Raw genomic sequence first — 26,507 nt, forward strand, 5'->3', positions numbered from 1 at the left:
CCAAAAAATTGTGGCCTGTCGGCGCGCGAGGGAGTAGGTTGGGGGTTGTTCAATTTCCCCGATGGAATAGGCCAATAATGCTGGATAGAAGAACCAAAATTGTCTGTACTCTCGGCCCCGCGGTAGCTAGCGGGGACGGAATTTTGCGCCTTGTAGAAGACGGCATGAACGTCGCGCGCCTTAACATGTCGCACGGCGAGCATGCGGACCACGAAGCCAATTACAAGTGGGTCCGCGAAGCCACCGAAAAGACCGGCCGGAACGTAGGTATCTTGGCCGATCTCCAGGGCCCTAAGATTCGCCTCGGCCGCTTTAAGAACGGCGAAGAGCAATGGGATAACGGTGAAATCGTCCGCATCACTGTAGACGATGTAGAAGGCACCCACGACCGCGTATCCACCACCTACAAGGGCTTGGCAGAAGACGCAAAGCCTGGCGATCGCTTGCTTATTGATGACGGCAAGGTCGCTGTCGTCTGCAAGGAAGTAGACGGCAATGACGTGGTGTGCGAGGTCACCGAGGGTGGCCCCGTATCCAATAACAAGGGCGTGTCCCTGCCCGGCATGAGCATTTCGGTGCCGGCGCTGTCTGAGAAGGACATTGAGGACCTGCGCTTTGCCCTGCAACTCGGTGTGGACTACATTGCGCTGTCTTTCGTGCGTTCGCCTGCCGATGTCGACAAGGTCCACGAGATCATGGACGAGGAAGGCCGCCGCGTGCCGGTCATCGCCAAGCTGGAAAAGCCGGAGGCCGTCGATGCCCTCGAATCCATCATCTTGGCCTTCGACGCCGTGATGATTGCCCGTGGTGACTTGGGCGTCGAGGTTCCGCTGGAAGAGGTGCCACTCTTCCAGAAGCGAGCTATCCAGATTTCCCGCGAGAACGCGAAGCCGGTCATCGTGGCCACCCAGATGCTGGATTCCATGATTGAGAACTCCCGCCCGACCCGCGCGGAGGCTTCCGACGTGGCCAACGCTGTGCTCGACGGCGCCGACGCGGTGATGCTGTCCGGCGAGACCTCCGTGGGCGCGGATCCGCACAACGTCGTGCGGACCATGTCTCGCATCGTCAAGCGCTCCGAGACCGATGGCCAGGTCCCGCCGCTGGCGCACGTCCCGCGCACCAAGCGCGGCGTGATGTCCTATTCCGCCCGCGATATTGCAGAGCGCCTGAACGCCAAGGCCATCGTTGCCTTTACCTCTTCCGGCGATACCGCAAAGCGTGTTGCTCGCCTACATTCTGACCTGCCACTGCTGGTATTTACCCCGAATGAAGATGTGCGCTCCCAGCTGGCGCTGACTTGGGGTGCAGAGACCTTCTTGAGCCCTGACGTCAAGTCCACGGATGAGATGATGGAGGCCATCGATAAGTACTTGCTGGACTTGGACGAGTACGACGAGAATGACTTGGTCGTCGTCGTTGCAGGTACCCCTCCGGGAATCTCCGGCAATACCAACATGATTCAGTGCCACATTTTGGGAGAAACTATCAAGGACTAGCGCACTGAAAAAGCCGCCGCGCCCCCAACTCCAGTGAAAAGGGGGACGCGGCGGATTTTTTATGTTGAGTTAAGCGCCCAGGTACGCCAGCACCGCTGCATGGGCGGCCTGGGTGGAGGCCTTGACCGTGGGCTCGTAATCCGGCAGGAAGTTGGCCTGGTGGTTGACCGGGGGATCGGCCAACTCGGCATCTGGGGTGCACCCTACGTGCCAAAAGACGTACGGCACGCCCCATGCCTGCGGGAGGTAACAGAAGTCTTCAGAAGCGGTCGAGGGCGAGGCGGTAACGGATGATTCTCCGAAGGTGGCCCTAAAGGCCTCGTTGATGGGCGAGTAGGCGGCGGCGTCGTTATCGGTGACCTCGCCGTGCGCGTAGTACTCGAAGGTGGGGTCTTTTTCGCAGCCGGAGGCCACGCACTCGGCTTTTACCATGCGCTCTAAGGAGGCATAGACTTTTTCTGCCAGGGCTGGATCATAGAAGCGGGTATTGAGCACGAGCTCGGCGGAATCCGGGATGATGTTATTTTTATCGCCGGAATGCAGCTCGCCTACAGAGATGACGAAGAACTCGTGCGGGGCTACCTCGCGGCCGACGATGGCCTGGAGCCGGGTGACGATCATCGCCGCGGTATAGGTTGGGTCGATGGAATTATGCGGCATGGAGGCGTGTGCGGACTTGCCAAAGATGCGGATGCGCAGGGAATCGCAACCGGCCATGATGGGGCCGGCGGTATGGCGTACCGTGCCGGCGCGGCCGGGCATGATGTGTTGGCCCAGGCAAATATCGGGGTGGGGGATGCGCTCGGTGAGGTTATCGGCGATCATGTATTTCGCGCCCATGGATGATTCCTCCGCCGGCTGGAACAGGGCAAGGAAGGTGCCGGCCCAAGTGTCGCGGGAGGCATCGAGAAGCGCGCAGGCACCGAGCAGGGCGGTGGTGTGCATGTCGTGCCCGCAGGCGTGCATGTAGTCATTGGTCGAGGAATACTCCACGCCGGTGGCTTCCTTGACCGGCAGGGCATCGAAATCGGCGCGCATGAGCGCGGTGGGTCCATCGCCGTTGCGGAAAATAGCAACCATGCCGTGCCCGCCGATGTTTTCTTCTACTTCGCAATCAAACGCCGCCAACTTTGCGCGGATGTGCGCCGCGGTGCGTTCCTCCTCGTGGGAGAGCTCGGGGTGGCGGTGCAGATCTTCGTAAAAATCCCGTTGCCACGCCAGGTCAGTATCCGCAGAGTGGACCACGGAAGCGATGTTTGTGGAATAAGACATAGTTTTCATCCCTTTTGGTTAGGGTAGGGTCAGCTATATGCCGACTATTCAATTCGATGTATTGGTTCCAGATGAGCAAGCGGACCGCGTGGAGGAAATTTTTACCACTGCCACCGATAAGCTGGTAGCGGGCGGATCGCTTGCCTCCGCCGAGGTTACTCGCCCGGCAGATCCCCAATTCCCTGAGGGCTTGGAGGAACAGCTGCAGCAAAATTATCGCGATGAACATGAAGAGCGCGATTTAGAAGGCGCGCACGCCCACCGTTACAACATTGCGGTGGAGGGGGCGACCGGATCTGTGAACCAGCTGGCTATGGTGCTGTCGCGCTTGCTCACGCCGCACGCTGTATTGCCCAAGGACCACGTGCTGCTGGAAGATGAATTGGCACATGAGCGCCCGGCCATCTTTCCGTGGACGGTCGAGATTCGCCCTTAGCCCAGCTGCTTGACGATGTCCCGGGCAGCCCTAGCCAGCTGCTCCGGCATCCCACCTTCTTGGTCTAGCTCCGCGGTGAAGTGCTCGGTGTCCTGATTGATGGCCCCGGCAATGATACCGACCGGGGTAGAGGACTCCGCCGCCAAGTCCGCGACGGTGCCGACGACCTTGCCAGTTAAGGATTGCTCATCAAAGGCGCCTTCCCCGGTGATGACGAGGTCTGCTTGAGAAATGGCATCCGCGAGGCCGAGGGCCTTCGCCACGTGGGCCCCGCCAGAAACGACGTGGGCGTGCTCATCGGTGCCCCATAGGGTGCGAGAAAGCCAGGTAAGCCCGATGGGAATGCCGCCTGCCGCACCGGTAAATTCCGTCTCTGGATCTGTGCCGGTGACCTTGCACAATTGGAGCAGTGCCCCGGCAAGCAGAGCTATTTGTTCGCCCTCTGCGCCTTTTTGTGGCCCGTACATGGTGGCAGCCTGCATGGCCTTAGCCCGGGTATCGGCCAAGAGCGTGAAATCAACCATGCCCGCTTTGATATTTAATTGCGCGGTATCGATGGAATCGAGCTGCACCAGCGGGGCACCGCCCTTGGGTAGGGCATAGCTGCGTGCGTCGTGGGCGGCGGCGCCAAGGGCTGCAAGGATGCCCATACCGCCGTCAATGCTGGCCGTGCCGCCAAGGCCGAGCACGATGGAGGTGGCGCCGCGGGATTGGGCATCGGCAAGCAGCACGCCCGTGCCATAAGAATCCGCGTGGAGGGGATCGAGCGCGTCGCGGACCGCGGGCAGCCCAGTGGCTGCGGCGACATCGATGAAAGCCGTGTGTCCAGCGAGGAAATACTGCGCCTCGGTCAAGCGCCCCACCGCATCCGTTGTGGGCAGGGTAATGGTCTGGGTTTCCTGCCCGCCCGCCGCGGCGGCCTGGGCCAGCACTTGGGCGGTGCCTTCCCCGCCATCGGCCATCGGCAAGGTGGTGACAGTGGCGTTGGGGTAGTGCTGGCGGATTCCATTGGCGATTCCGGCTGCGGCTTCCGTGGCAGAAGCGGTACCTTTAAAAGAGTCAGGCGCGACAACAATATGCATGCCCGCGATTATAAAGCCCGCGACCCGCGCGGCGGCTTTTTGCTAGGAATCCGAACGTTCTACAGAAAATATTTAACTTTATTGTCGCAGGTAAAAGCGGGTAAGTGGGGGAGTGAGAAATAATTGTACTTGCATTATCGGTAGATTGATAGGAAACTAGTTCCTGCTAGTCAAACTCCACGAGAATGGGATTTATACACTATGTCTGTTGATAGCCAGATTTCTGAGTACTACGACAAGCTACTCAAGCGCAACGCCGGTGAACCGGAATTCCACCAGGCGGTGTCCGAGGTGCTGGATTCGCTCAAGATCGTCCTGGATAAGGACCCACACTACGCAGACTACGGTCTGGTTGAGCGCCTGTGCGAGCCGGAGCGCCAGCTCATCTTCCGCGTCCCATGGGTTGATGACAACGGCGAGGTGCAGGTCAACCGCGGTTTCCGTGTGCAGTTCAACTCCGCGCTCGGCCCGTACAAGGGTGGCCTGCGTTTCCACCCCTCGGTAAACCTGGGCATCATTAAGTTCTTGGGCTTTGAGCAGATCTTTAAGAACTCCCTGACCGGCCTGCCCATCGGTGGCGGCAAGGGTGGCTCCGACTTTGACCCGAAGGGCAAGTCTGAGCAGGAAGTTATGCGCTTTTGCCAGTCCTTTATGACCGAGCTGCACCGTCACATCGGCGAGTACCGCGACGTTCCTGCCGGTGACATCGGCGTCGGCGGCCGCGAAATCGGCTTCCTCTTCGGCCAGTTCCGCCGCCTGACCACCCAGCACGAGTCCGGCGTCCTGACCGGCAAGGGCCTGACCTGGGGCGGTTCCTTGGTACGTACCGAGGCGACCGGTTTTGGTGCAGTCTACATCACCGAAGAAATGATGAAGACCCACGGCGAGTCCTTCGACGGCGCCAAGGTCATCGTGTCTGGCTCCGGTAACGTTGCCATCTACGCCGCCGCAAAGGCGCAGGAATTGGGCGCTACCGTCGTAGCGATGTCTGACTCCTCCGGCTACATCTCCACCCCGAATGGCGTGGACGTTGAACTGCTTCGCGATGTCAAGGAAGTTCGCCGCGAGCGCATCTCCACCTACGCCAAGGAAGCTGGCAACGGCGTGGAGTTCCACGAAGGTGGCAACATCTGGGATGTCCAGGCAGACGTTGCACTTCCGTGTGCAACCCAGAACGAGCTCGACGGCGAATCCGCTAAGAAGCTCGTCGAGGGCGGCGTCCGCTACGTTGCAGAGGGCGCTAACATGCCGTCTACGCCGGATGCAGTACACGTATTCCAGGACTCCAAGATCAACTTCGCACCCGGCAAGGCTGCCAACGCCGGTGGTGTGGCAACCTCCGCACTGGAGATGCAGCAGAACGCATCCCGCGACTCTTGGTCCTTCGAGTACACCGATGACCGCCTGCGCGGCATCATGAGCAACATCTTCAAAAACATCGACAACACGGCCAAGGAATACGACCGTGAAGGCGACTACGTGGCTGGTTCCAATATCGCCGGCTTCAAGAAGGTGGCTGACGCCATGCTGGCACAGGGCGTTATCTAAACTCCCTTAACCCACGCTCCCCATTTCTCCGCATCCGCGAGGAGGTGGGGAGTTTCTGCATTGCTGCGAGGACTCGGCGGCCGTATGCGCCTGTGCCGCGGGTATGTGGAGGGAAAATGGGTTAATCGCCCACGGGAAACGGATCGAACTCAGAGGGCTTTGGCCTTCGTTGCACCGGCCTGAGGATCCAAGGCGCGCCCTCCACACAATGCAGGGTGCTGCGTTGTAGAATTCCCAGCATGTACCGTGTCTTTGAATCCCTTGATGAATTAGTTCAGCATTTGGAGCAGGCTTCTGGCTTTCCCATGACCTCCAATTGCTTGGTCCCCCGCCATGAGATGCTGGCGCTTCTCGATGACCTGCGCAACGCGCTGCCCGTAGAAATCGACGACGCGCAGGACGTTTTAGACAAGCAAGACGAGATTATCCGCGGCGCCGAAGAGCGCGCAGATAACACCATTAATGAGGCGTCTGCGGAGGCCACTGACATGGTGAACCAGGCGCGCCAAGAGGCCGATACCACGGTCGCGCAGGCAGAAGAACATGCCCAGCGGCTGGTGGCCGATGCCGAGGCGCGCGCCCAGGCCACAGTTGAGCAAGCCCGCGCAGATGCAGACCGCACCATTGCGCAGGCAAACGAGGAATACGAGCGCTCGGTGGCGGAGGGCCGCCAAGAACAAGAGCGTTTGGTCTCCGAGTCTGAGGTCGTCCGCCGCGCCAACGAAGAAGCCAATCGGATCGTGGAAACCGCATACACCGAATCCAACCGGCTGCGCACGGAGTGCGATGACTTTGTAGATAGCAAGCTCAGCGAATTTGAAAGTTCCCTCAGCGGCCTCCTGCGCACCGTAAACTCCGATCGTTCCGCGCTGCGCGGAGGGGCAGGCGTGCGCTCTCGCGGCGGCGACTACCTGCCGTCCACTAACGCTGGCGTACCCCGCGGTGGTGCTACCGGTGGTACCGGTGCTGCACGCTATGGCGGCGACGACGGTTACGAGCGCCGTTATACCGAGCGCTAAAGGCTTAAATTACAAGGCACGACGCTTAAGAAAGTCCTGCTGCACGGGTGATTTGCTCAAATCGCGTCACCGTGTAGCAGGACTCATTGTGCCTGTGGGAGGCTAAACCGAGCTGCGCGAGGTGGAGTAGCGCGGCGTGGGGGATGATGAGGGGGCATCGGCAAGCGTGGCATCAGCAGCATTCGTAGCAGGGTGAGGGCGCTGGTTTTGGACTGCCACGAAGGCCACGATCCCTGCGCTGACCAGGCCGGGGAAGAGGAAGGTGACTAGCGCCGTGGTGAAGTAGGAGGTTAGCGAGGTCATCGAGCCGCTCATAAAGTCTTGGGGGAAGAACATCGCGCTAAGACTAATAACTGCGCCTGCGGTAAGGAACATGGCGCCGACGCTAAGCAGCGTGCAGGCAAGGGCTTCGCGCGAGAGCCAGGTGATGGCGGCGGCGCTGGCGGAAAATACGAGGGCGCCGGTAAGCACCGTGAGGTCGAGGCCGGAGGGGATGACCAAAATCGCGCCGGCAATCAGCCCCGCGCACATGCTGAGGCTAAGGGCGGAGGACAGGCGCAGGCCCTTGTCGCCGTAGATGCCAGAGTGGTCAGCCTTGGGCAGGCGGTGGAGGACTGCCCCAGAAATGACCAAGAAGGTGGCGGGAAGGCAGCACAACACTCCGAATCTAGGAGCGATAGCGCTCAAATCTCCTGAGGCCGCGGCCAAGTTGTAAGTCATGCTTTCAGGCTAAGGCCGCCGCGGCCTGCGGGAAAGGGAAAACCGGCAAGCCATAGCGCTTTATGCCCAAACCTTCAGTTTCTTGCCAGAAAATGCGGTCATGCCAGCAACTACGCGGAGTTTGCGAGGCAGGGTAGACTACCAACTGTTATGACATCTCCATTGAAGTTCGATGTGGGCGATTTATTAAACGCCCAAGGCGCTGACGCACTGCCGGAACAACGCACCCAGACGGGCCCTGCACCGGAAAGGATTGGCGTGGAAATGATCGCCATCCCCAAAGGCGAAGATCTCACCGTTGCTGCGACCCTGACCCCGCTGGGCTCAGGGGTGTTGGTTGATGCGGATATCTCCGGTGTTCTCACGGGCGAATGTGCGCGCTGCTTAAATGAGCTACACCCGCAGCTGGATCTGCACGTGACTCAGGTCTTTGCCGCCGATGAGTCCTTTGTCAGCGGCGATGAAGCCGATTCTGACGATGCCGGTTCGGGCGATGAAATTCCCGAAATCCAAGACGATGAGCTGGATCTACTCCAGGCGGTTATCGATGAAGCCGGCCTGAATCTTCCCTTCGCCCCCGTCTGCGAAGACGGCTGCGATATCCAGACCCCAGAGGGTGTGACCACCGGAATCTCCGGGGAAGAAGAGGAAGCGGAGAAGATAGACCCGCGCTGGGCAGGTCTGGAGAAATTCCTATGAGCCGCAAGAAGAAGCTAACGGGGCAAGAGGCGTGGGAAGCTACCTTTGCGGCGGTCGATCACACCCCGCTCTTGGAATCGCTCGACGTTGCCCTGGAACCGGACAATCTGCGCTTGGCGCTCACGCACCGTTCTTTTGCCAATGAAAACGGGCACCTGCCTAATAACGAGCGCCTTGAGTTTTTGGGCGATGCCGTCTTAGGGCTATCGGTGGCCGCGAAACTATACGTGATGTATCCATCGCGCCCCGAATCCGATATCTCTAAGATGCGCGCGTCCATCGTCTCGCGCTATGGTCTTTCCGATGTCGCGCGTGAAATCAACCTAGGCCCGCATATCCTACTGGGCAAGGGTGAACAGTCCACCGGTGGGCGCGATAAGGATTCCATCCTTGCGGATACCACCGAGGCGATTTTCGGCGCCATTTATCGCGAGCACGGCTTTGAAACCGCCCGCGATGTGATCCTGCGCCTCTTCGCGGAAAAGATCGATAATGCCTCCGTCAGTGGCCGCCACTTGGACTGGAAGACCACCTTGCAGGAGCTGTGTGCCGAGCTGAAGGCACCCATGCCGGTGTATTCGGCAACCGCTACCGGCCCAGAACACGATCAAACCTTCAGCGCGGTTGCCACCGTCGCCGGGCTGACCGTGGGGCACGGGCAGGGCCACAATAAGAAATTAGCGGAACAGCAGGCCGCGCAAGAGGCATGCCAAACCCTGCGCGAAACCCCGTTGCTGGTGCAAGGGACCGCTCATAAAGAAGGCTAAATAATGCCAGAGTTGCCCGAAGTAGAATCGGTGCGCCGCGGGGTGGAAACCTACGTCGTGGGCCAAGAGATTACGGCGGTAGACATTGCGCACCCGCGGGCGAACCGCGGCCAAGATGAGCCGCTCGCGGGCCTTATAGTGGGCAAGGAAATCGCCGCGGTCGCCCGCCGTGGCAAATTCATGTGGCTGGAATTCGTGGGGGAGGACCCGATGGATAGCCACCGCGACGTGCTTTTTATTCACCTAGGCATGTCGGGGCAGCTGCGCATCGGCCACACCGACTCCCCGCATCGCCGCATCACGGTAGAGCTCAGCGATGGCACCGAGCTGCACTTCGTGGATCAGCGCACCTTTGGATACTGGCTGTATGCGCCGTGGTCCAAGATTTCGCATATCGGCTTGGATCCATTGGAACCCGATTTTGATATCGCCAGCGCCGCGCGCCGCCTGCGGCAGAAGAAAACCGCGGCAAAAACGGCGCTATTGGATCAAACGCTGGTATCTGGCATTGGCAATATCTACGCAGATGAAGCGCTGTGGGCAGCACGTATTTCACCGCGCAAGAAGGCTTCTGTGCTGCGTCAGAAAGACGCGGTGGCGCTATTAAGCGCGGCGCAGACCGTGATGTCGGCCGCCCTCAAAGCGGGGGGAACCAGCTTTGATTCTTTGTACGTTAACGTCAATGGTGAATCTGGCTATTTCGCGCGCTCGCTTGCCGCCTATGGCCGCGCTGGCCAGCCATGTTCCCGCTGCGGCACACCTATTGAGCGGTGTGTAATCGGGGGACGCTCGAGCCATTATTGCCCCCACTGTCAATAAGCCTGCACCCGTGAGATTCACGTTGTGCACCTTTAGGCAGTAAATTAATTCGCATGGAATTTCTCGAAAATGTCGTCACGACATTTAACGATGGCGTGTGGACATACATCCTGCCCTGGCTGCTCATCGGCGCAGGCCTGTTATTTGGCGCTCGCACCGCGGTGGTGCAGATTCGCAAGGTACCCGATATGCTGCGCGCCGTCGTCGAGCGCCCCAAAGGCGACGATGAGGATGAGGGCGCAGGAAGTGGGGGAATCTCCGCGTTTAAGGCATTTACCATTTCTGCGGCATCGCGGGTGGGTACCGGCAATGTGGCCGGCGTCGCGGTGGCCATCTCCGTAGGTGGGCCTGGCGCCGTCTTTTGGATGTGGATCATCGCCCTGCTCGGTGGCGCGACCGCCTTTGTGGAATCCACCCTGGCGCAGCTGTGGAAGGTGCGCAATGGTGATACGTACCGCGGCGGGCCGGCCTACTACATGAAGCGCGGCCTAGGCTGGGGCCCGCTCGGCGTTCTTTTCTCTATTGCCATCGTCTTTACCTTTGGCTTGGTCTATAACTCTTTCCAGACCAACGCGATCGCTGAAGCCGTGGCCTTTTCCTTCGGCCGCGAAGACGATGCCACCTTTGGATCTATCATTGGCATCATCATCGCGATTGCCGCGGGCCTCATCATTTTCGGCGGCGTGAAGCGCATTGCGAACATTACTCAGGTAGTCGTTCCGTTTATGGCCCTGGCGTACCTGCTCATCGGTGGCTTTGTGGTCATTACGAACTTTGACAAGGTCCCGGGCATGCTGGGAGATATCATCGGCCACGCGCTTGGCTTTAAGGAAATCGCCGGTGCGGGTATCGGTACCGCGATGATGAAGGGTATCCAGCGCGGCCTGTTTTCCAATGAGGCAGGCGAGGGTTCTGCCCCTAACGCGGCGGCTACCGCCACCGTCTCCCACCCGGTAAAGCAGGGCCTGGTGCAGACCTTGGGCGTGTACTTCGACACCATCGTGGTCTGTACCATTACCGCCTTCCTGATCCTGCTTGGCCCGGAAGTTGCCTACGGCGAAGAGGCCGAGGGTGTTTCCCTGACGCAGGCGGCCTTGTCCGCCGAGGTTGGACACTGGGGAATTCACTTCGTCAGCTTCATCTTGTTCTTCTTGGCCTTTTCTTCCATCTTGGGCAACTACTACTTGGCTGAAGCCAACCTGGAATACCTCACCACCAATAAAACGGTGCTGCAAATCTTCCGCCTCGTGGTGCTGTTCTTCGTTTGGTTCGGCGCCGTCGGTTCTTTGCCCTTGGTCTTCGCCTTGGCGGATACCGGTGCGGCGACGATGGTGATCCTGAATATCATCGCCATTGTCCCGCTATCCGGCGTGGCCATTCAATTGCTAAAGAACTTCAACGAGCAGCGCAGTAAGGGAATCGATCCGGTCTTCCACCGCGATATGCTTCCGGATGTGCCCGGCGTGGAGTGCTGGGACGGCTCTGATCCCGTGACCCGCCGCAGCGATGCTGATCGCAAAATCTTGCGCGATCGCGGCGAGACCGATCGCTATTAATATCGCTATTAATGAGGAAGGTGCAGTGACATGGAAAGAATGACCGCCTTTGTGCACGGCAACGTGCAAGGAGTGGGCTTTCGTTGGTGGACGCGCTCGCGCGCCCTGGAACTAGGCCTTGCTGGGCATGCGACCAACCTGGCAGATGGCCGCGTGCAGGTTGTTGCTGAGGGCCCGCGCACCGAGTGTGAGAAGCTCTTGGAACTGTTGCAAGAGGAACCGAGCACCACCCGCCGTCCGGGAAGCGTCGATCTCGTGGTTGAGCAGTGGGCGGCTGCGAAGGGTGAAAGCGGCTTTGTCGAGCGCTAATAGCCAACCCAATGCTTGCTATAACTCGTGTCTTAACGGCTTGCTAGACTATCCCAAATGCACCTGAAATCGCTGACGCTCAAAGGCTTTAAGTCATTCGCGTCGGCGACGTCTCTCAAATTTGAGCCGGGCATCTGCGCCGTCGTCGGCCCGAACGGTTCCGGCAAATCCAACGTGGTCGATGCCCTTGCCTGGGTCATGGGAGAGGCCAGCGCGAAAACCCTGCGCGGCGGCAAGATGCAAGACGTCATCTTCGCTGGGACAGGCGACCGCAAGCAATTGGGCCGGGCCGAGGTCACACTCACCATCGATAATGCCGATGGTGCCCTGCCCATCGAGTACTCCGAGGTCTCTGTGACCCGCCGCATGTTCCGCGACGGCGCGAGCGAATACGAAATCAACGGGGCGAAGGCCCGGTTGATGGATATCCAGGAACTGCTTTCTGATTCCGGTATTGGCCGGGAAATGCACATCATCGTGGGGCAGGGCAAGCTTTCTGAAATCCTGGAATCGCGCCCCGAGGATCGCCGCTCCTATATCGAGGAAGCCGCCGGCGTCCTCAAACACCGCCGCCGCAAAGAAAAGGCCCAGCGCAAACTTACGGGCATGCAGGCCAATTTGGATCGCCTGCAAGATTTGACCGATGAGCTGGGAAAACAGCTCAAGCCCTTGGCGCGGCAGGCAGAAGCCGCCCAGCGCGCGGCGACGGTGCAGGCAGATGTACGCGATGCGCGCCTGCGCTTGGCCGGAGACCGCATCGTCGGCTTGCGGCAGAAGCTTTCTGCTGCCGAGCAGACCGCGACGGCCCTATCCACCCAGGTGGAAGAAACCACGGCGCAGCTCGAAGCGGCGACCGAGCACCAAATGGAGCTGGAAACCCAGCTAGAGGAGGTTAATCCGCAGGCAGAGGCTGCCCAAAAACTGTGGTTTGATCTCTCCACCCTGTCCGAGCGCATTGCGGCGACCCAGCGCATCGCAGAGGAGCGGGCGGATAATGCCGGGTCCCAGGTCGCCTATGCCGGCCAGGATCCGGACGATCTTGAGGCCAAGGCGACGCGCGCGGACGAGGAGCACGAGGAGCTCTTGGAAGCGGCAGAAGAAGCTGCGGAGCGGTTGGAAAGCATCCGGGAGGAAGTGGCGGAGCGTCGGCAAGCATTCGAGGCCGCAGAGCACGAACATATGGCGCAGGTGCGCGCTATTGCGGACCGTCGCGAGGGCGTGGTGCGCCTTTTTGCCGCCGAGGAAAAGGCCGCGGGGCAGGTGGCCAGCGCGGAAGAGGAATTGGCGCGGCAAGAAGAGGCCGTGGCCTCGCTGCAGCAACGCACTCAGAACGCGCAGGCAGAAGCCGCTGAGGTAGTGCAGAAGCTGGATAATTATGCTGCGGAGCGCCAGCCTTTGGAGGAAGCGCATACGCGGGCTGCCAGCGAGTCGGGCGCTGCCGATAAGCGCTTGGACCAGCTCCGCGATGCCCAGCGCGAGCGCGAGCGCAGTGTCTATACGCTGCGGTCCCGCATCGATACGCTATCCCAGACTATCCCTGAGCCGGTCGAGGTAGGTGAGGAATTCCAGCCATTGGCCGCATACATTTCTACGACCTACGAGTCAGCGGTTGCGGCCGCCTTGGGCACCTTCGCTGAAGCACAGGCGGGTCAGCTGACCGAAGGGTTGATTGCGGATTTGGAGAAGGGCCCGCGCTCGGCGCTGCTGGATGCGGCAGCGACCGCGCCTGCAAGCTCGTGGCGCGTCGATGCCGATCTTCCGCCGCAGACCTCCTGGCTGCTGGATCACATAACGGTCCAACCTGCGGTTTCGACGGCATTGCACCGGCTGCTTGTCGATGTCGTCCTCGTCCCCGATATTGCCCACGGCCGGCGCCTCGTCTCCGATGATCCGCGCCTGCGCGCCGTGACCGCTTCGGGCGTCGTCATTGGCGAAGGGTGGGTCGAGGTCGGTACCGGATCCTCGTCTACCGTGGAGGTTTCCGCTCGCATCGCGGAGGCCGAAGAGGAGCTAGAGCAAGCCAATCAGGCCCTGGACGAGCTCTCCGGCACCCTGGAGGGAGCAAGGATTGCTGCCGAAGATGCCCGCGTGACGGCCGCGTCCGCGAAGGCAGCTTTGCGGGAGCACGATACCGAGGTTGATGCTTGGAAGCGCGATCACCACCGCTTGGAAAAGCAGTACGAGGCCAATAAAGCGGAGCTGGAAAAGTCCGCCCAGCGCGCCACCGAGATTGAGGTGCGGCTGCAGAAAGCCAATAAAGAGCTTGCCGATGCCCGCGATAGGCTCGCCCGCGTCGACGCCGAGGATCAACCAGACGAGCCCTCGTCCGCAGATAGGGATGCCGCCTCGGCCGCGCTGGAAGAAGTAAAGTCCATGGAAATGGAGGCCCAAGTTGCCGCCCGCTCGGCGCAAGAGCGCGTGGGCCAAGTTGCCGGCAAGGCCGATAATCTGCGGCGCCAGGCCCAGCACGAACGCCAAGCGAAGGCTCGCCAAGAACAAGCCATGGCCCGCCGCAAGGCACAGGGCCAATTGGCCGCTACAGTGGCACGACACGCACAGGACTTGGCTGCGCGGGCGAACCAACTCTTAACCCGCGCCACCTCTGAGCGCGATGAGTTTTTGCACGAGCGCAACTCCTTAAATTCCCAATTGCAGCAGGCCAAGCAGGCGGTCTCGGCTGCACGCCAAAATAGCGACCGGCTAACCGCGCGGGCGCATGAAGCAGAACTGGCGCGCTCGCAGGCGCAGGTGCGTCTGGATGAAGCGGAGAAAAAGATTGGCGAACAGCTGGGCATCGCCATCGCTGACCTGCTGCGCGATTTCACCCCGGGCGAAGACTTTGACCGCAGCGCGGAAAAGTCGCGGCTGCAGCAGGCGGAAAAGGATCTGAATTCGCTGGGCAAGGTTAATCCCTTGGCCTTGGAAGAATTTAAGGCGCTGGAAGAGCGATACAGCTACCTGTCTACGCAGCTCGATGACGTCATCCAAGCCCGGAAGGATCTCGCCGGGGTGATTTCGGACGTGGATAAGCAGATCCTGCAGCTATTTACCGATGCCTGGCGGGATGTGGAAGCAGAGTTTCCCAAGGTATTCAATACCCTCTTTCCAGGTGGAGAGGGCTGGTTGATCCTTACCGAGCCAGAAGACATGCTCACCACCGGCATCGAGGTAGAAGCCCGCCCGCCCGGTAAGAAGGTCAAGCGCCTGTCGCTGCTTTCCGGCGGTGAGAAATCCCTTACCGCACTGGCCATGCTCGTGGCTATCTTCCGCGCACGCCCCAGCCCGTTCTACGTCATGGATGAGGTCGAGGCAGCGCTTGATGATGTCAATCTGCGCCGGCTCATCGCCTTATTCGAGGAGTTGCGGAAGGATTCCCAGCTTATTGTCATCACGCACCAAAAACCCACCATGGATGTGGCCAACGTCCTTTATGGCGTGACCATGCGCGGTGATGGCATCACCCGGGTCATTTCCCAGCGCATGAATCCAGCCGGACTCGCGCCGGGAGCCGAGCAAGCAAGCCAGGATGCAACGCGGCTTGGAGTTGATGCGCCGCAATCAACGGAATAAAAGATTTCGCCTCCCTTATGTGCCGCAAGCCCGAAAGGCTGGCACTATAGAGGCATGAATTCTTTATGGTTATGGATCGGCATAGCAATCGTTGTCATTGTGCTGATTGTCGTCTTTATTGCAATTGGCAAAAAGCGCGGTGAATCCAAGAAGGTTTCTTTCGAGAAACCCAAGGAAGAAGAGCCCAAGCAGTTAACCCAAGAGCAAAAGTCCGGCAATTACCAGGCGAAGTCTGGCTTCAACTTTGCCCCAGCGGGCGCGAAAGAACCCGAGAAGGTAGCGCAGGAGAAGCCACAGCAGGCTAAGCAGGAGCAGCAGCCGGAAACTTCGGAGCAGTCGGAGCCCACCGCCACCGATATCGCAAACGCCCAGCTCAACGGTGAAGAGCCGCCGACGGCCAAGCGATCTGCACCGGCTAAGGATAAAAGCACTGCACCCGAAAAGGCAGCCAAGCAGGATAAGGACACAGGAAAAGACAACGGCGCTGGCGATGAAGCTAAGGCCGATTCCGAGTCTGCTTCCACTCCGGAAGCCAAGTCCAAGCCTGCCGCCGATAAGACCGAAGGTAAGGGTGCTGCCGGTACGGCCGCAGCTGGGGGAGTCGGCGCCGCTGCTGCTGCAGCCTCTGGTGACCGCCAGGAATCCGCCGCAGATGATGCAGATAAGGAACCTGCAGATCAGGCAGAGGATCAATCTGATAAACCGGCTTCCGCGCAGGCTTCCACACCTGCTTCTGGTGAGAAGGAAGCAGAAGAAAAAGAAGCAAAGGGCAGCGAGCAATCCGCCCCAGCTGCTGCCGAGAAACCTGCGGCAGCGAGCGCAGGCGAACGCGGCGAGCCGGACCATGAAGAAAAAGCCCCAGAAGACGTTGTATCCGTCGAGGCCGCCGAGGTAGAAGATGAATCGCCAGTCTTTGACGCGGTGGTAGATGATAAAGACGCAGACCACATCGAAGAACGCGTCGATAGCCACGAGGAAGCCGAAGAAGCCGCAGCTGCAGCCGATGCACAAACGGATGCGGCGGAAGCGGCCAAGGAACAAACGCCTGTACCAGATGGCGAGCCTGCCGCGACGGGCCAGCCCACCGAGGACATTGCTCCGGCGGGAGGCCGCCTCGGCCGACTGCGCGGCCGCCTCTCTCGTTCCCAGAACGCCATCGGCCAAGGACTGATGGGGATCCTTTCCGCCGGTGATCTGGATGAAGACGCCTGGGAGGAAATCGAAGATACCCTCATCATGGCGGACCTTGGCACCAAGTCCACGATGAAGGTCACCGATTCTTTGCGTGACAAGATCGCTGAGCGTGGCGTGTCGAGCGAAGAAGAAGCACGTGCGATGCTGCGTGAATGCCTCATCGAGGCCTGCCACCCAGAAATGGATCGCTCCATTCGCGCGATGCCTAATGACGGCAAGCCGGCCATCGTGATGGTCGTGGGCGTTAACGGCACCGGTAAGACCACCACCACCGGTAAGCTCGCCCGCGTCCTCGTATCGATGGACCACAGCGTATTGCTGGGTGCGGCAGATACCTTCCGAGCCGCAGCAGCCGATCAGCTAGAAACGTGGGGGCGCCGCGTGGGCGCCGAAACCGTACGCGGCAAGGAAGGCGCAGACCCTGCCTCCGTGGCCTTTGATGCCGTGGCCACCGGTGTGGAGCAGCAGGTCGATGTCGTTTTGGTTGATACGGCCGGCCGCCTGCACACCTCGACCGACCTGATGGATCAGCTGGGCAAGGTCAAGCGCGTTGTAGAAAAGAAGACCGAGGTTGATGAGGTTCTCTTGGTCCTCGATGCCACGGTGGGCCAAAACGGTCTGGCACAGGCACGCATTTTCCGCGAGGTTGTGGATATTTCCGGCGTGGTGCTTACCAAGCTGGATGGCACGGCGAAGGGCGGCATCGTCTTCCAGGTGCAAGAAGAATTGGGTGTTCCAGTCAAGCTTGTGGGCTTGGGTGAGGGTGCCGATGATCTTGCACCATTCGAAGTCGAAGGATTTGTCGATGCCTTGTTAGGCGAGAAATAGGGACTCCTTCAACCGGCTTAGATAACTCCCCAGGACCCCGGCTGCTTACAAAAGCGAGAAAGCCGCGGGCGCTGGGGAGTTTTCTCTCGCCGATGTGCCGTGCATGTATGCCCCGCGAGCATGGGATGCCCTGAATTACTGTGATCTGGATTGGGTTGGTGAGCAATGGTAATCTGGTAGGGCTGTATTTAGTGATTCGGTGCGAAATTCGCACCAATCCAAGACCAAGGTTCGTGAGGCAAGTATTTCGTGACGCTACTTTTTGCTGTCCTCCTTGCGGCATTGGCAGTGATCTTGGCACCGGTGACCGTAAAGGTCATGGACCGACAGGCAGGCTATCCATTAGCTGGCCTTTTTCTCATTGCAGCGGTGCTCATTGCTAAGGATTTTTCTGCCATTGCAGCGGGGGAGGAACTCAGTTTCCAAGCCACCTGGGTACGCGATTTTATTGCACCGGGGGTTGACGTAAGTTTCGCTCTGCGTGGAGATGCATTGAGCATCTTCTTCGCCATGTTGGCTCTTGTCATTGGCGCTGTCGTGTTGACGTACTCGGCAGCCTATCTCCCTAAAAACGAGGGAAATACGAGCTTTTATACACTGATGACGGCATTCACGCTGTCCATCTTGTTACTGGTTCTGGCCAATGACGTTGTTGTCCTATTCCTCGCCTGGGAGCTTGTCTCCTTGGCATCTTTCATGCTCATCGCGCGTTCTGGCTCTGGGGGAGAGGCAGGTTCCCAGCGCACCTTAATTCTGACGTTTATCGGTGGCCTTACGCTATTGACGGCATTAGGCATTGCCGCAGTGACCACTGGTTCGACCACCATTTCTGAGATCCTCGCATCCTCGGTATGGGATGAACGTCCAGGTGTGACCGCAAGCGTTGCCGTGCTAATCGCGGCTTCTGCCTTTACCAAGTCCGCTCAATTCCCATTCCACTTCTGGCTGCCAGAAGCCATGGCCGCCGCTACGCCAGTCTCGGCGTTCCTGCATGCCGCGGCCGTGGTCAAGGCGGGCATCTACTTGCTCATTCGCTTCTCCACGATCTTTTACGACGTCGCGGTGTGGAACTGGGTGCTCATCGTCGTCGGTATGGGCACGGCGGTAATGTCCGCAGTCTTCGCGGTACAAAAGACGGACCTGAAGAAGCTGACCGCTTATTCCACCGTTTCCCACCTGGGTTGGATTGTCGCCACTATCGGTGTCGGCACCCCATTCGCCATCGGTGCGGCACTGGTACACACCTTGGCACACGCGCTCTTCAAGTCCTCGCTGTTCATGCTCATCGGCGTCATTGACCATGAAGCAGGTTCGCGCGATATCCGACGCCTTGGCCCGCTGTGGAATAAGATGCCGTGGACGTTTGGCTCTGTAGTCATCGGCGCCGCATCCATGGCTGCGGTACCTCCACTGCTGGGCTTTGTGTCCAAGGAAGGCATGCTCACTGCCTTTGAGGATGCCCCCATTGGCGGCGCAGGCCAAGCAATCTTGCTTGCCGTGGCAGGAATCGGTGCCTTCTTTACCTTCACCTACTCTGCAAAGATCGTCTTCGGCGCATTCTTCGATGGGCCACGGTCCATGGACGATGTCCACGAAGCCCCAGTTTCCCTGTGGCTTCCTGCAGCGCTACCGGGCTTTATGTCCCTGCCGCTCGTCTTCGTCCTGGGCATTTTCGATGAGCCTTTGGAGCATGCCGTTGGCGCCGTGGGCATGGAAACGCATGCTCACCTTGCGGTATGGCATGGAATCAACGTGCCATTTATCATTTCGATCCTCGTGCTGGTAGCCGGAATTGCGGCCATCTTTGTCCGCAAGAAGATGTGGCCGGCTTTCGAGGGACGCAACTTCATGCCGCGCAGCGGCAACGAGCTCCTGCAAAGCCTGCAAGATGGCTGCGCCAAGCTCGGCCAGGTATTGGGCAAAATGTCCGATTCCCACAATCCGTCTCGCCACATTTTGCCGATTGTCATCGTGGTTATTGTTCTTGCTGGTACTACGTTGTTCGGCGAGGGAGTCGACGGCGTACCGCTGCAACCGCGCGTCGATGGGCTAGACAACCCGTGGGACCTTCTGCCTTTGGGCATTATTGCGTTGTCCGTATTCGGGCTGGTGCGCACCAAGAACCGCCTTACCGGCGCCGTCATGATCGGCATTGCGGGTACAGGCGTTACCTTGCAGATGTTCCTCTTGGGTGCACCGGACGTGGCACTTACCCAGTTCATGGTGGAAGCACTGTCTGTGGTCGTCATGATGATGGTGCTGCGTTACCTGCCAGAGACCTTCCAGCCGGTTACGGATAAATCTCGCAGGGTGGGCTCCATCGTCATCGCCGTATTGGCCGGTGTTGCGGCCTTCCTCGGAGTCTGGGGCCTGATGGGCCGGCACGAACGCTCGGACCTGGCGCTGTGGTACCTCGACAAGGCACCGGATATCACGGGTGGCGATAACGTCGTGGCCACCATCATCGTGGAATTCCGTGCACTCGATACCTTGGGCGAGCTGTCCGTGCTGGGCATGGCCGCCGTCGTTATCGCAGCCATTACCACCACGCTGCCGCGCTTCCCGTTCAGCTCGGGCACGCGCCCGGCGCCGTTCGGCCAGTCACAGCTGAACTCCGTGCCGCTGCGCAAGGGAATCAATATTGTCATTCCTTTGCTCATCATCATGTCCGTCATCGTGTTCTTCCGCGGACACAATTCTTCCGGCGGTGGATTCCCAGCTGCGCTCATCATGGGTGCGGCCATCGGACTTACCTACCTGTCCCGCGGCTCCGATGAAATTGTCTTCGGCCGCATGACCCCCGTGCACCTTACCGGTATTGGCATCATTACCGCGCTGTTGGCAGGCTTTATTGGCTACTGGCACGACGGCTTTGGCAATGGTGGTTTCCTTACCGCCTTGCACGGTGAGGCCCTTGGCCAGCACTGGACGACGTCCCTCATCTTCGACCTCGGTATTTATCTGGCGGTGCTGGGTATGCTCACGATGGCCATCAATGCCTTGGGTGGCTACCTCAGGCCTGGTACCGAGCGGGACTACCTGCCATGGGTCCATGATGATGACTCGGCCCTGCCGGCGACGCCGCGGATTGCCGTTGAGGATGCGGACGATCCGTACCCAGACCCAATCAACCCTTCGACGGATCCGCTGGCTTTGCTCAGCCCCAAAGAGGCAAAGACAAAGACAAAGCAACGTCGCCGTTCTAACGCCAACCGAGGAGGGGAGAAGTAATGATTCTCGCGTTAACAATCGCCATCCTCATCGGTGGCGCCGTCTACCTCATTCAGCAACGCGGCTTGGTCCGCATTGTATTGGGCATGATGGCATTCGGCCACGGTGCCAACCTGACCTTGTTGGCCACTGGCGTGTACTCCTACCGAGGTGAAGCCTTTCCCTCGGAAGTCCCCCATGACCAGATGGCCGATCCGCTACCGCAGGCATTCGTTCTAACGGCAGTTGTTATCTCCATGGCAACCTCGACCATCCTGTTGACCATGGCTGCAATGGGCAAAAACGATGACACCGATGTGGTGGAACCCGTCGATGACAACACCATCGACCACGCATTTTCTACCTTGGGCCGCGATGCCCAGAATCGAGCAATCTTGGAAGAATCCGCAAATGAGCTCGATCGCATTGGCCGAGTAGACCACGACACCCCTGTGGCTGAGCGCGGGGTACAGAGGAAGAAGGAGGATGAAAAATAATGGCTGATGTTGTAGCCCAACTTCTTCCGCTTTTCCCGGCAATTCCCCTCATTGCCGCGGCTCTTGCCTTGCTGGCGCCGTGGCGCGCCGTCCGCGATGCGATCATGCTCATCATCCCTGGAGTCGGTGTCTTCGCCGGCCTGGGGCTGTTGATCTACACCATGAACAATGGGGTAGTGGCACATACCGTGGGCCTCTACGTAGGCAATGTGGGTATTCCTCTCGTGGCGGATGCCTTCTCCGCGCTGATGATCATCACCACGATGATCGTTGCCTTTGGCGCCAACTGGTTCGCCATCGTGGGCGGGGAGACTAAATCCCGTTATTACCCTTCGCTCACGCTGATTCTTATCACCGGTGTGTGCGGTGCGCTCCTGACCGCTGACCTCTTTAACTTCTTCGTGTTCATTGAGGTCATGCTGCTGCCGTCGTACGGCCTTATCACCATGTCTGGTACGTGGTCGCGCCTGGCAGCTGGTCGCGCGTTCGTCCTCGTTAACCTTTTCGCCTCCACGCTGCTGGTGGTTGGTGTCGGTTATATCTATTCCGTCACCGGCTCGGTTAACTTGGCCGCCCTGCAGGGGGCCGCCGCCGGCAACGGTCCGGTGACCGTCGCTGCGGGCATTATTCTCATTGCGATTACCGCCAAGGCTGGCGTATTCCCAGTGCAGTCCTGGCTGCCGCGTACTTATCCTGGAACGTCGGCGGCGGTGATGGGGCTCTTTTCCGGCTTGCACACGAAGGTTGCTGTGTACATGCTTTACCGGCTGTACGTGCAGCTTTTCGATCTTGAGCAGCGGTGGAACGTGCTCATCATCGTCCTCATGCTGATCTCGATGATGATCGGTGCGTTTGGTGGCCTGACCGAAAAGACCATTCGCCGCGTGTTGGGTTACCAGATGCTCAACGGTATGCCATTCATCTTGGTGATGCTGGCCTTTACCTCGGAAGACCCAAGCCGCGCCCTAGCCGCCGGTATCATGTACACGATTCACCACATGGTGACCGTTGGTTCGTTGATCCTGGCTTCCGGTGCCATCGAAGAGACCTACGGCACGGGTGACTTGACCAAGCTATCCGGCCTCGCGCGCCGCGATACCATAATCGCCTGGATTTTTGCCGCTGGTGCTTTCTCCGTTGTGGGCTTCCCGCCATTCTCCGGCATGTGGGGCAAGCTCATGATCGTCTTCGAGGTCGCCCGCAATGGCGGCGCTTGGGCCTGGATTGCGATTGCCGCCATAATCATCGCCTCCTTCGCAGCATTCTTGGCGATGTTGCGCGTCTGGCGCGAAGCATTCTGGGGACACGATTTGCCCTCGGACAAGGTTCCCGATGAGCTCATCATTCGCAAGAAATTGATGGCGCCTTCTGCAGCGCTCATCTTGGTCTCGCTGGGCATGTTCATTTTCTCCGGCGTGGTCATTGATGCGGTGGAAACCGCAGCAGACCAATTGCTGGACACGACGGCTTATACTGACACCATCTTGGACGATGACTCAGCCGCACTACCTAATATCGATGACATTCAGGAGGGCCGATAAATGCATGCCGTAGCCTATGCACTCTGGCTCATCAAAGAAATTTTCGTTGCTGGGTTCACCCTGGCGATGTCAGCATTTAAGCCCGATAACGAATACCACCCGGTCATCATCCGGTATCCACTGCGCGTTACCAGCTCCTGGGAGATCTTCTGGTTCACCTCGTCCATCACCGCTACCCCTGGCACGCTGTCCTTGGGGCTCCGCGAACCACCGCGGAAGGGCTTGCCCCGCATCGTGCTAGTACAAGCGGTCCAGGGTTCCGATCCTGCGGCGATTGTGGCTGACTTAGCCGATATGGAAGAGCACTTGGCCCCGCGCGTCAAGAGCATCGACTATGGCGTGCCTGGGCAAGGGGATACGACGGAACTCGATGAGGCTTTCTACGAATTCCCCTTGGATACGCTCGGCCGCTATATGCGCTCACCGGATCTCGCGCGGGCGGAGGACACTCCGCTTTCGGAGAGCCAGGCGGACGTCGAAAAGCCCAAGCACCTCGCCCGGAAAATTCAACGCAGAAAGGAGACCGACCGATGATTGATTTTGCAACATTGTCCCCATTCGGTTGGGTTGTACTGGTGTGCGTGTTCATCATGGGCGGGGCAGCCTGGTGCGGGGTGCTATTGGCGCTGCGCACCCGTGACGAGCTCACCCGCGCGGTGATGTCAGACATTGTCTTTTACGGCATGATCTGCATGTACCTCGGTTGGTCAATGATCAATAATGCCCCATTGGCCTATGACATTGCCCTGATTGGCGCCATCGCTGCCGGTATTTTGCCGACCTTGTCTATGGCCCGCATTATTTCGAAAGGGCGGCGATAAGCCATGGCTGTATACGAGATTATTGCTTCGGTTCTGCTCATTGTGGCCACGATCCTCGTGGTGGCAACCGTGGTCTCCTTGTGGCGCGCACCGGATGCCTTGACCCGTGCCAACCTGATGGGTCCGACCGTGGGTTTGGCGGTGCCGCTTATTATCCTCGCCAAGCTAGTGGTGGATTTTGGGCAGGATGGCTTTTCACTAGGCCTCCTTATCAAGGGCCTCATCGCGTGCTTTGGTGTCTGGATTATCGGCTCGGTGGGTTCGTTCTACCTGGGGCGTTCCATCTACGGTGTTGCGGTTACTGACGTTAAACACGCCAAACACAATAATGAGAAAATTCAGACCGTCTACGCTGATGAAGACGAAATCTAGGGTTATCTTTCCCTAGTGTGCAGCGCGGGTTCGTACTTTCTCCATGGAGGATGTACGGCCCGCGTTTCTCCTGTGCTGCCGGGGTGTTTAACGCAGTGGATGCAGTTGTAATTGCAGATCGTCACCGTAATTCGAGCACATTCGGAAGTTAGGCGGGGTTAGACTAGAACGCAGCATATCCGCGCCGCGCCTGGCCGCCGACTTATACTTTTCTTCAGGAGGATTAAATGAAACTAATTACCGCCATCGTTAAGCCGTTTACTCTGCCGGATATCCGGGAGGCATTAAAACAGCAGGATGTACACGGCCTTACAGTGACCGAAAGCCAGGGCTTTGGGCAACAGAGTGGGCACAGCGAGGTCTACCGCGGCGCCGAATACGCGACGGACTTTGTACCCAAGGTGAAACTAGAAGTTTTGACCGCTGATGACCAGGTGGAAGAGCTCATTGACGCCATCGTGGATGCCGCTTATACCGGCAAGATTGGCGATGGCAAGATTTGGATTACCCCGGTAGAAGACGTCATCCGTATCCGCACCGGGGAGCGCGGCGAGACCGCCCTTTAAGCAAAAATGGTGGCAGCATCCGCTCTTCGCAGCGAGGCTTATGACGCGGCGGTGCGCCTGCTCCAGGATTTAGATCTGCCGCCGCACACGGCGCTAGCTGCAACTGGCTCTGTGGCCCGGCAGGAGATGACTCCCTATTCCGATATTGATGTCATCCTGATTTTCCCGGAGGACCACGAGCCAGACCCCAGCCAGGTAGAAAAATTGTGGTACCCGGTGTGGGATGCCAAGTATCGGTTGGATTTTGCCCTGCGTACCCCGCAGGAGTGCGCCGAGATCGCCTTGCAGGATGCCTCAGCTGGCTTCGCACAATTGGATCTGACGTATATTGCTGGCGAGAAGCCGCTTGTCGATGACGCTCGTCAACGCCTCCTACACGCGTGGCGTCGACAGTTGCAGCGGGGGTTTGACCGCTTCGTCGATACCGCCATCGCACGGTGGAACCGTTCTGGCGCCGTTGCCACCATGACTAACCCAGATCTGAAAAACGGGCGCGGGGGATTGCGCGATATTCAGCTCTTGCGTGCTTTGGCCCTAGGAAACCTGTGCGATCTGCCTGTGCTGGAAGAAGAGCGGCGGTTGTTACTCGATGCACGGACCCTGCTGCACGTCAAGGCTCATCGGCACCGCGATATTTTGGATCCGGACTTTGCCGCAGATGTCGCTGATGAATTAGGTTTTAGCAGCCGCTATGAGCTAACGGCGGCACTGGTTACTGCAGCTTCTGCTGTCGATGAAGCGGTAGAGCGTAGCTTGGCCACAGCCCGCGGCGTTTTGGGTAGCCGGGGTGCTGGTCCGGCGCAGGGGCGCGACCGTGTGCGCAGGCCCCTTGACGTGGACGTCGTGGCTGATGGTGCCGTTATCTCCTTGGCCCGCACACCCAATCGTGCAGACCCATGGCTGTTGACCCGAGTCGCGGCGGCCGCAGCGCGGACAGGCTATTCCGTCTCCGCAACGACATGGCGGGTACTGCAGGAGCTGCCGGCTCCACCGGAGCGGTGGCCGCGGGCGGCCGTGGATGACTTTTTCGCCATTTTGTCTTCGCCGTCTCATACCCCGCGGGTGATTGCGGAGCTGGATCGCTATGGGCTGTGGGAGCGCTTGGTCCCAGAATGGGGTCATGTGCGCGGATTACTGCCCAGAGAACGCAGCCACATGCATTCTGTTGACTACCACCTCGTCGCCACCGTCACGCGCTGCGCCGAGGTGCGGACCTCGGTGGCGCGCCCGGATCTGCTCCTCCTGGCCGCGTTGTACCACGATTTAGGCAAGGGACATGACCGCCCGCACGAGCAAGTAGGAGCAGAGATGGTGGCGCGGCAGGCCGCGCGCATGCGCTTTAATCTTGCAGATATTTCCCGCGTGCAAACCGTGGTGGCAGAGCATACGAGCCTGGCGCGATTGGCAGCGACGATGGATCCGAGTTCGGATGCCGCGCGCGATGCCCTATTGAATGCGTGCCATTATGATCAATTGACCATTTCGCTGCTCGAGACCTTATCCAAGGCGGATGCCTTATCAACAGGCCCTGGCGTGTGGTCTGCTCGCACCGCACAGGCGCAGGCCCTTATCGTCGCCCGCGCTTTGGAAGCGAATAAGCCGCGCATAGTCACCCGCCCCTTAGTCCGTGTTCCGCAGGACGAGTATGGGGTAGGGCTTGCGGTTGATTGGCAGGAGGAAGTGGTCACCGTGACCTGGTCCGGTGCCAATAAGGCAGAGTTTAAGCGCATTTTTGCGCTGATTTCAGCCTTGGGGTGGACGATTGTGCGGGCCAATTTCGTACAGGGTGATGCTGGTAGCTATCAGGCGGAGTTTGTCATCCGCACTGTGCAAAAGACGCTCACAGAGGCCGCGGAACCGGATAGGTTTATCCAGTCCTATAATTCGCGTACGTACAAAGAGCTTCCCGATATCGCAGGTGAGCCCACGACGGCGGCCTTTAACGTGGGCGGTATTTTGGAGATTCGTACCGTCGAGAGAATAGGTGCATTGGGCTATTTGGTGGAGTCTTTGCCGGAGTTTATGTGGCTGCGCCATGAGATCCTGGGCGCCACGATGATTGTGCATGTGTTCTTTGGAGCTTCGGTTTCGCGCGCCCAGGTGGTGGGGAATGTGACCAGGGCCCTGGCTAGGGACTAAGATTGAATAATTGAACTTTAGATCGATCTAATTTAAGGGAGCG

22 protein-coding genes are annotated in these 26,507 nt (G+C 59.2%); 19 read left to right on the forward strand and 3 right to left on the reverse strand.

The genetic code is table 11. The features are described from left to right. Positions 1 to 80 precede the first annotated feature (80 nt). Entirely contained in the window at positions 81 to 1,499 is a 1,419-nt protein-coding gene (pyk, locus tag ABRP95_RS02230; RefSeq protein WP_284769797.1) for a pyruvate kinase, read from the forward strand. 69 nt (positions 1,500 to 1,568) lie between these two features. Here the strand turns inward: pyk and ABRP95_RS02235 are convergent, their stop codons facing one another. Further along, a complete protein-coding gene (locus ABRP95_RS02235) occupies positions 1,569 to 2,771 on the reverse strand; it encodes an amidohydrolase (RefSeq protein ID WP_296087532.1) in 1,203 nt (400 codons plus the stop codon). Positions 2,772 to 2,808: 37 nt separating this feature from the next. On the opposite strand from ABRP95_RS02235, the gene ABRP95_RS02240 reads away from it, so the two are divergent. Further along, the gene (locus ABRP95_RS02240) at positions 2,809 to 3,207 is read left to right on the forward strand and encodes a hypothetical protein (RefSeq protein WP_284769562.1); all 399 of its coding nucleotides are present in this window, start codon (positions 2,809 to 2,811) and stop codon (positions 3,205 to 3,207) included. Here the strand turns inward: ABRP95_RS02240 and ABRP95_RS02245 are convergent. After that, positions 3,204 to 4,289, reverse strand: coding sequence for a glycerate kinase (locus ABRP95_RS02245; RefSeq protein ID WP_349838887.1), 1,086 nt, complete (start codon positions 4,287 to 4,289; stop codon positions 3,204 to 3,206). The genes ABRP95_RS02240 and ABRP95_RS02245 overlap by 4 nt on opposite strands. A gap of 201 nt (positions 4,290 to 4,490) precedes the next feature. Between ABRP95_RS02245 and gdhA the strand changes: the two genes are divergently transcribed. Then, entirely contained in the window at positions 4,491 to 5,837 is a 1,347-nt protein-coding gene (gdhA, locus tag ABRP95_RS02250) for an NADP-specific glutamate dehydrogenase (RefSeq protein ID WP_284769564.1), read from the forward strand. A gap of 239 nt (positions 5,838 to 6,076) precedes the next feature. Then, positions 6,077 to 6,856, forward strand: a complete 780-nt coding sequence (locus ABRP95_RS02255) for an SPFH domain-containing protein (protein ID WP_284864407.1) — start codon at positions 6,077 to 6,079, stop codon at positions 6,854 to 6,856. 102 nt (positions 6,857 to 6,958) lie between these two features. Here the strand turns inward: ABRP95_RS02255 and ABRP95_RS02260 are convergent, their stop codons facing one another. Continuing rightward, the gene (locus ABRP95_RS02260) at positions 6,959 to 7,576 is read right to left on the reverse strand and encodes a hypothetical protein (RefSeq protein ID WP_284864406.1); all 618 of its coding nucleotides are present in this window, start codon (positions 7,574 to 7,576) and stop codon (positions 6,959 to 6,961) included. Between the two features lie 150 nt (positions 7,577 to 7,726). On the opposite strand from ABRP95_RS02260, the gene ABRP95_RS02265 reads away from it, so the two are divergent. From ABRP95_RS02265 to ABRP95_RS02335, 15 genes are all read left to right on the forward strand, one after another. Continuing rightward, positions 7,727 to 8,275 (forward strand): YceD family protein, encoded by a 549-nt coding sequence (locus tag ABRP95_RS02265; RefSeq protein ID WP_284850009.1) that lies wholly within the window; start codon positions 7,727 to 7,729, stop codon positions 8,273 to 8,275. Further along, positions 8,272 to 9,042: a ribonuclease III gene (gene rnc / locus ABRP95_RS02270; protein ID WP_349838888.1), complete on the forward strand. Its 771-nt coding sequence runs from the start codon at positions 8,272 to 8,274 to the stop codon at positions 9,040 to 9,042. Before ABRP95_RS02265 ends, rnc begins: the two co-directional genes overlap by 4 nt. 3 nt (positions 9,043 to 9,045) lie before the next feature. Further along, positions 9,046 to 9,861, forward strand: a complete 816-nt coding sequence (gene mutM, locus ABRP95_RS02275) for a bifunctional DNA-formamidopyrimidine glycosylase/DNA-(apurinic or apyrimidinic site) lyase (protein WP_284850010.1) — start codon at positions 9,046 to 9,048, stop codon at positions 9,859 to 9,861. Positions 9,862 to 9,914: 53 nt separating this feature from the next. Continuing rightward, positions 9,915 to 11,417: an alanine/glycine:cation symporter family protein gene (locus ABRP95_RS02280; protein WP_349838889.1), complete on the forward strand. Its 1,503-nt coding sequence runs from the start codon at positions 9,915 to 9,917 to the stop codon at positions 11,415 to 11,417. Between the two features lie 30 nt (positions 11,418 to 11,447). Then, entirely contained in the window at positions 11,448 to 11,726 is a 279-nt protein-coding gene (locus ABRP95_RS02285) for an acylphosphatase (RefSeq protein ID WP_023022945.1), read from the forward strand. Between the two features lie 57 nt (positions 11,727 to 11,783). Then, positions 11,784 to 15,296: a chromosome segregation protein SMC gene (gene smc, locus ABRP95_RS02290; RefSeq protein ID WP_349838891.1), complete on the forward strand. Its 3,513-nt coding sequence runs from the start codon at positions 11,784 to 11,786 to the stop codon at positions 15,294 to 15,296. A gap of 54 nt (positions 15,297 to 15,350) precedes the next feature. Continuing rightward, positions 15,351 to 17,318 (forward strand): signal recognition particle-docking protein FtsY, encoded by a 1,968-nt coding sequence (gene ftsY, locus ABRP95_RS02295; RefSeq protein WP_349838892.1) that lies wholly within the window; start codon positions 15,351 to 15,353, stop codon positions 17,316 to 17,318. A gap of 249 nt (positions 17,319 to 17,567) precedes the next feature. After that, entirely contained in the window at positions 17,568 to 20,549 is a 2,982-nt protein-coding gene (locus ABRP95_RS02300; RefSeq protein ID WP_284851451.1) for a DUF4040 family protein, read from the forward strand. After that, positions 20,549 to 21,025 (forward strand): sodium:proton antiporter, encoded by a 477-nt coding sequence (locus ABRP95_RS02305; protein ID WP_284769575.1) that lies wholly within the window; start codon positions 20,549 to 20,551, stop codon positions 21,023 to 21,025. The genes ABRP95_RS02300 and ABRP95_RS02305 overlap by 1 nt, the downstream gene beginning before the upstream one ends. Continuing rightward, positions 21,025 to 22,566, forward strand: a complete 1,542-nt coding sequence (locus ABRP95_RS02310) for a monovalent cation/H+ antiporter subunit D family protein (protein ID WP_284851452.1) — start codon at positions 21,025 to 21,027, stop codon at positions 22,564 to 22,566. Before ABRP95_RS02305 ends, ABRP95_RS02310 begins: the two co-directional genes overlap by 1 nt. After that, complete coding sequence (locus ABRP95_RS02315) at positions 22,567 to 23,100, forward strand: monovalent cation/H+ antiporter subunit E (RefSeq protein ID WP_349838893.1); 534 nt, start codon at positions 22,567 to 22,569, stop codon at positions 23,098 to 23,100. Continuing rightward, on the forward strand, positions 23,097 to 23,387 hold the full coding sequence (locus ABRP95_RS02320; protein ID WP_005278611.1) for a cation:proton antiporter: 291 nt from the start codon (positions 23,097 to 23,099) through the stop codon (positions 23,385 to 23,387). Before ABRP95_RS02315 ends, ABRP95_RS02320 begins: the two co-directional genes overlap by 4 nt. Before the next feature lie 3 nt (positions 23,388 to 23,390). Then, on the forward strand, positions 23,391 to 23,759 hold the full coding sequence (locus tag ABRP95_RS02325) for a Na+/H+ antiporter subunit G (RefSeq protein WP_005283678.1): 369 nt from the start codon (positions 23,391 to 23,393) through the stop codon (positions 23,757 to 23,759). Between the two features lie 227 nt (positions 23,760 to 23,986). Beyond that, a complete protein-coding gene (locus ABRP95_RS02330) occupies positions 23,987 to 24,325 on the forward strand; it encodes a P-II family nitrogen regulator (protein WP_023022932.1) in 339 nt (112 codons plus the stop codon). Between the two features lie 6 nt (positions 24,326 to 24,331). Continuing rightward, the gene (locus tag ABRP95_RS02335; RefSeq protein WP_349838894.1) at positions 24,332 to 26,464 is read left to right on the forward strand and encodes a [protein-PII] uridylyltransferase; all 2,133 of its coding nucleotides are present in this window, start codon (positions 24,332 to 24,334) and stop codon (positions 26,462 to 26,464) included. Positions 26,465 to 26,507: the final 43 nt, after the last annotated feature.

It is taken from the genome of Corynebacterium sp. KPL2895 (assembly GCF_040225815.1).
GTDB lineage: Bacteria > Actinomycetota > Actinomycetes > Mycobacteriales > Mycobacteriaceae > Corynebacterium > Corynebacterium rhinophilum.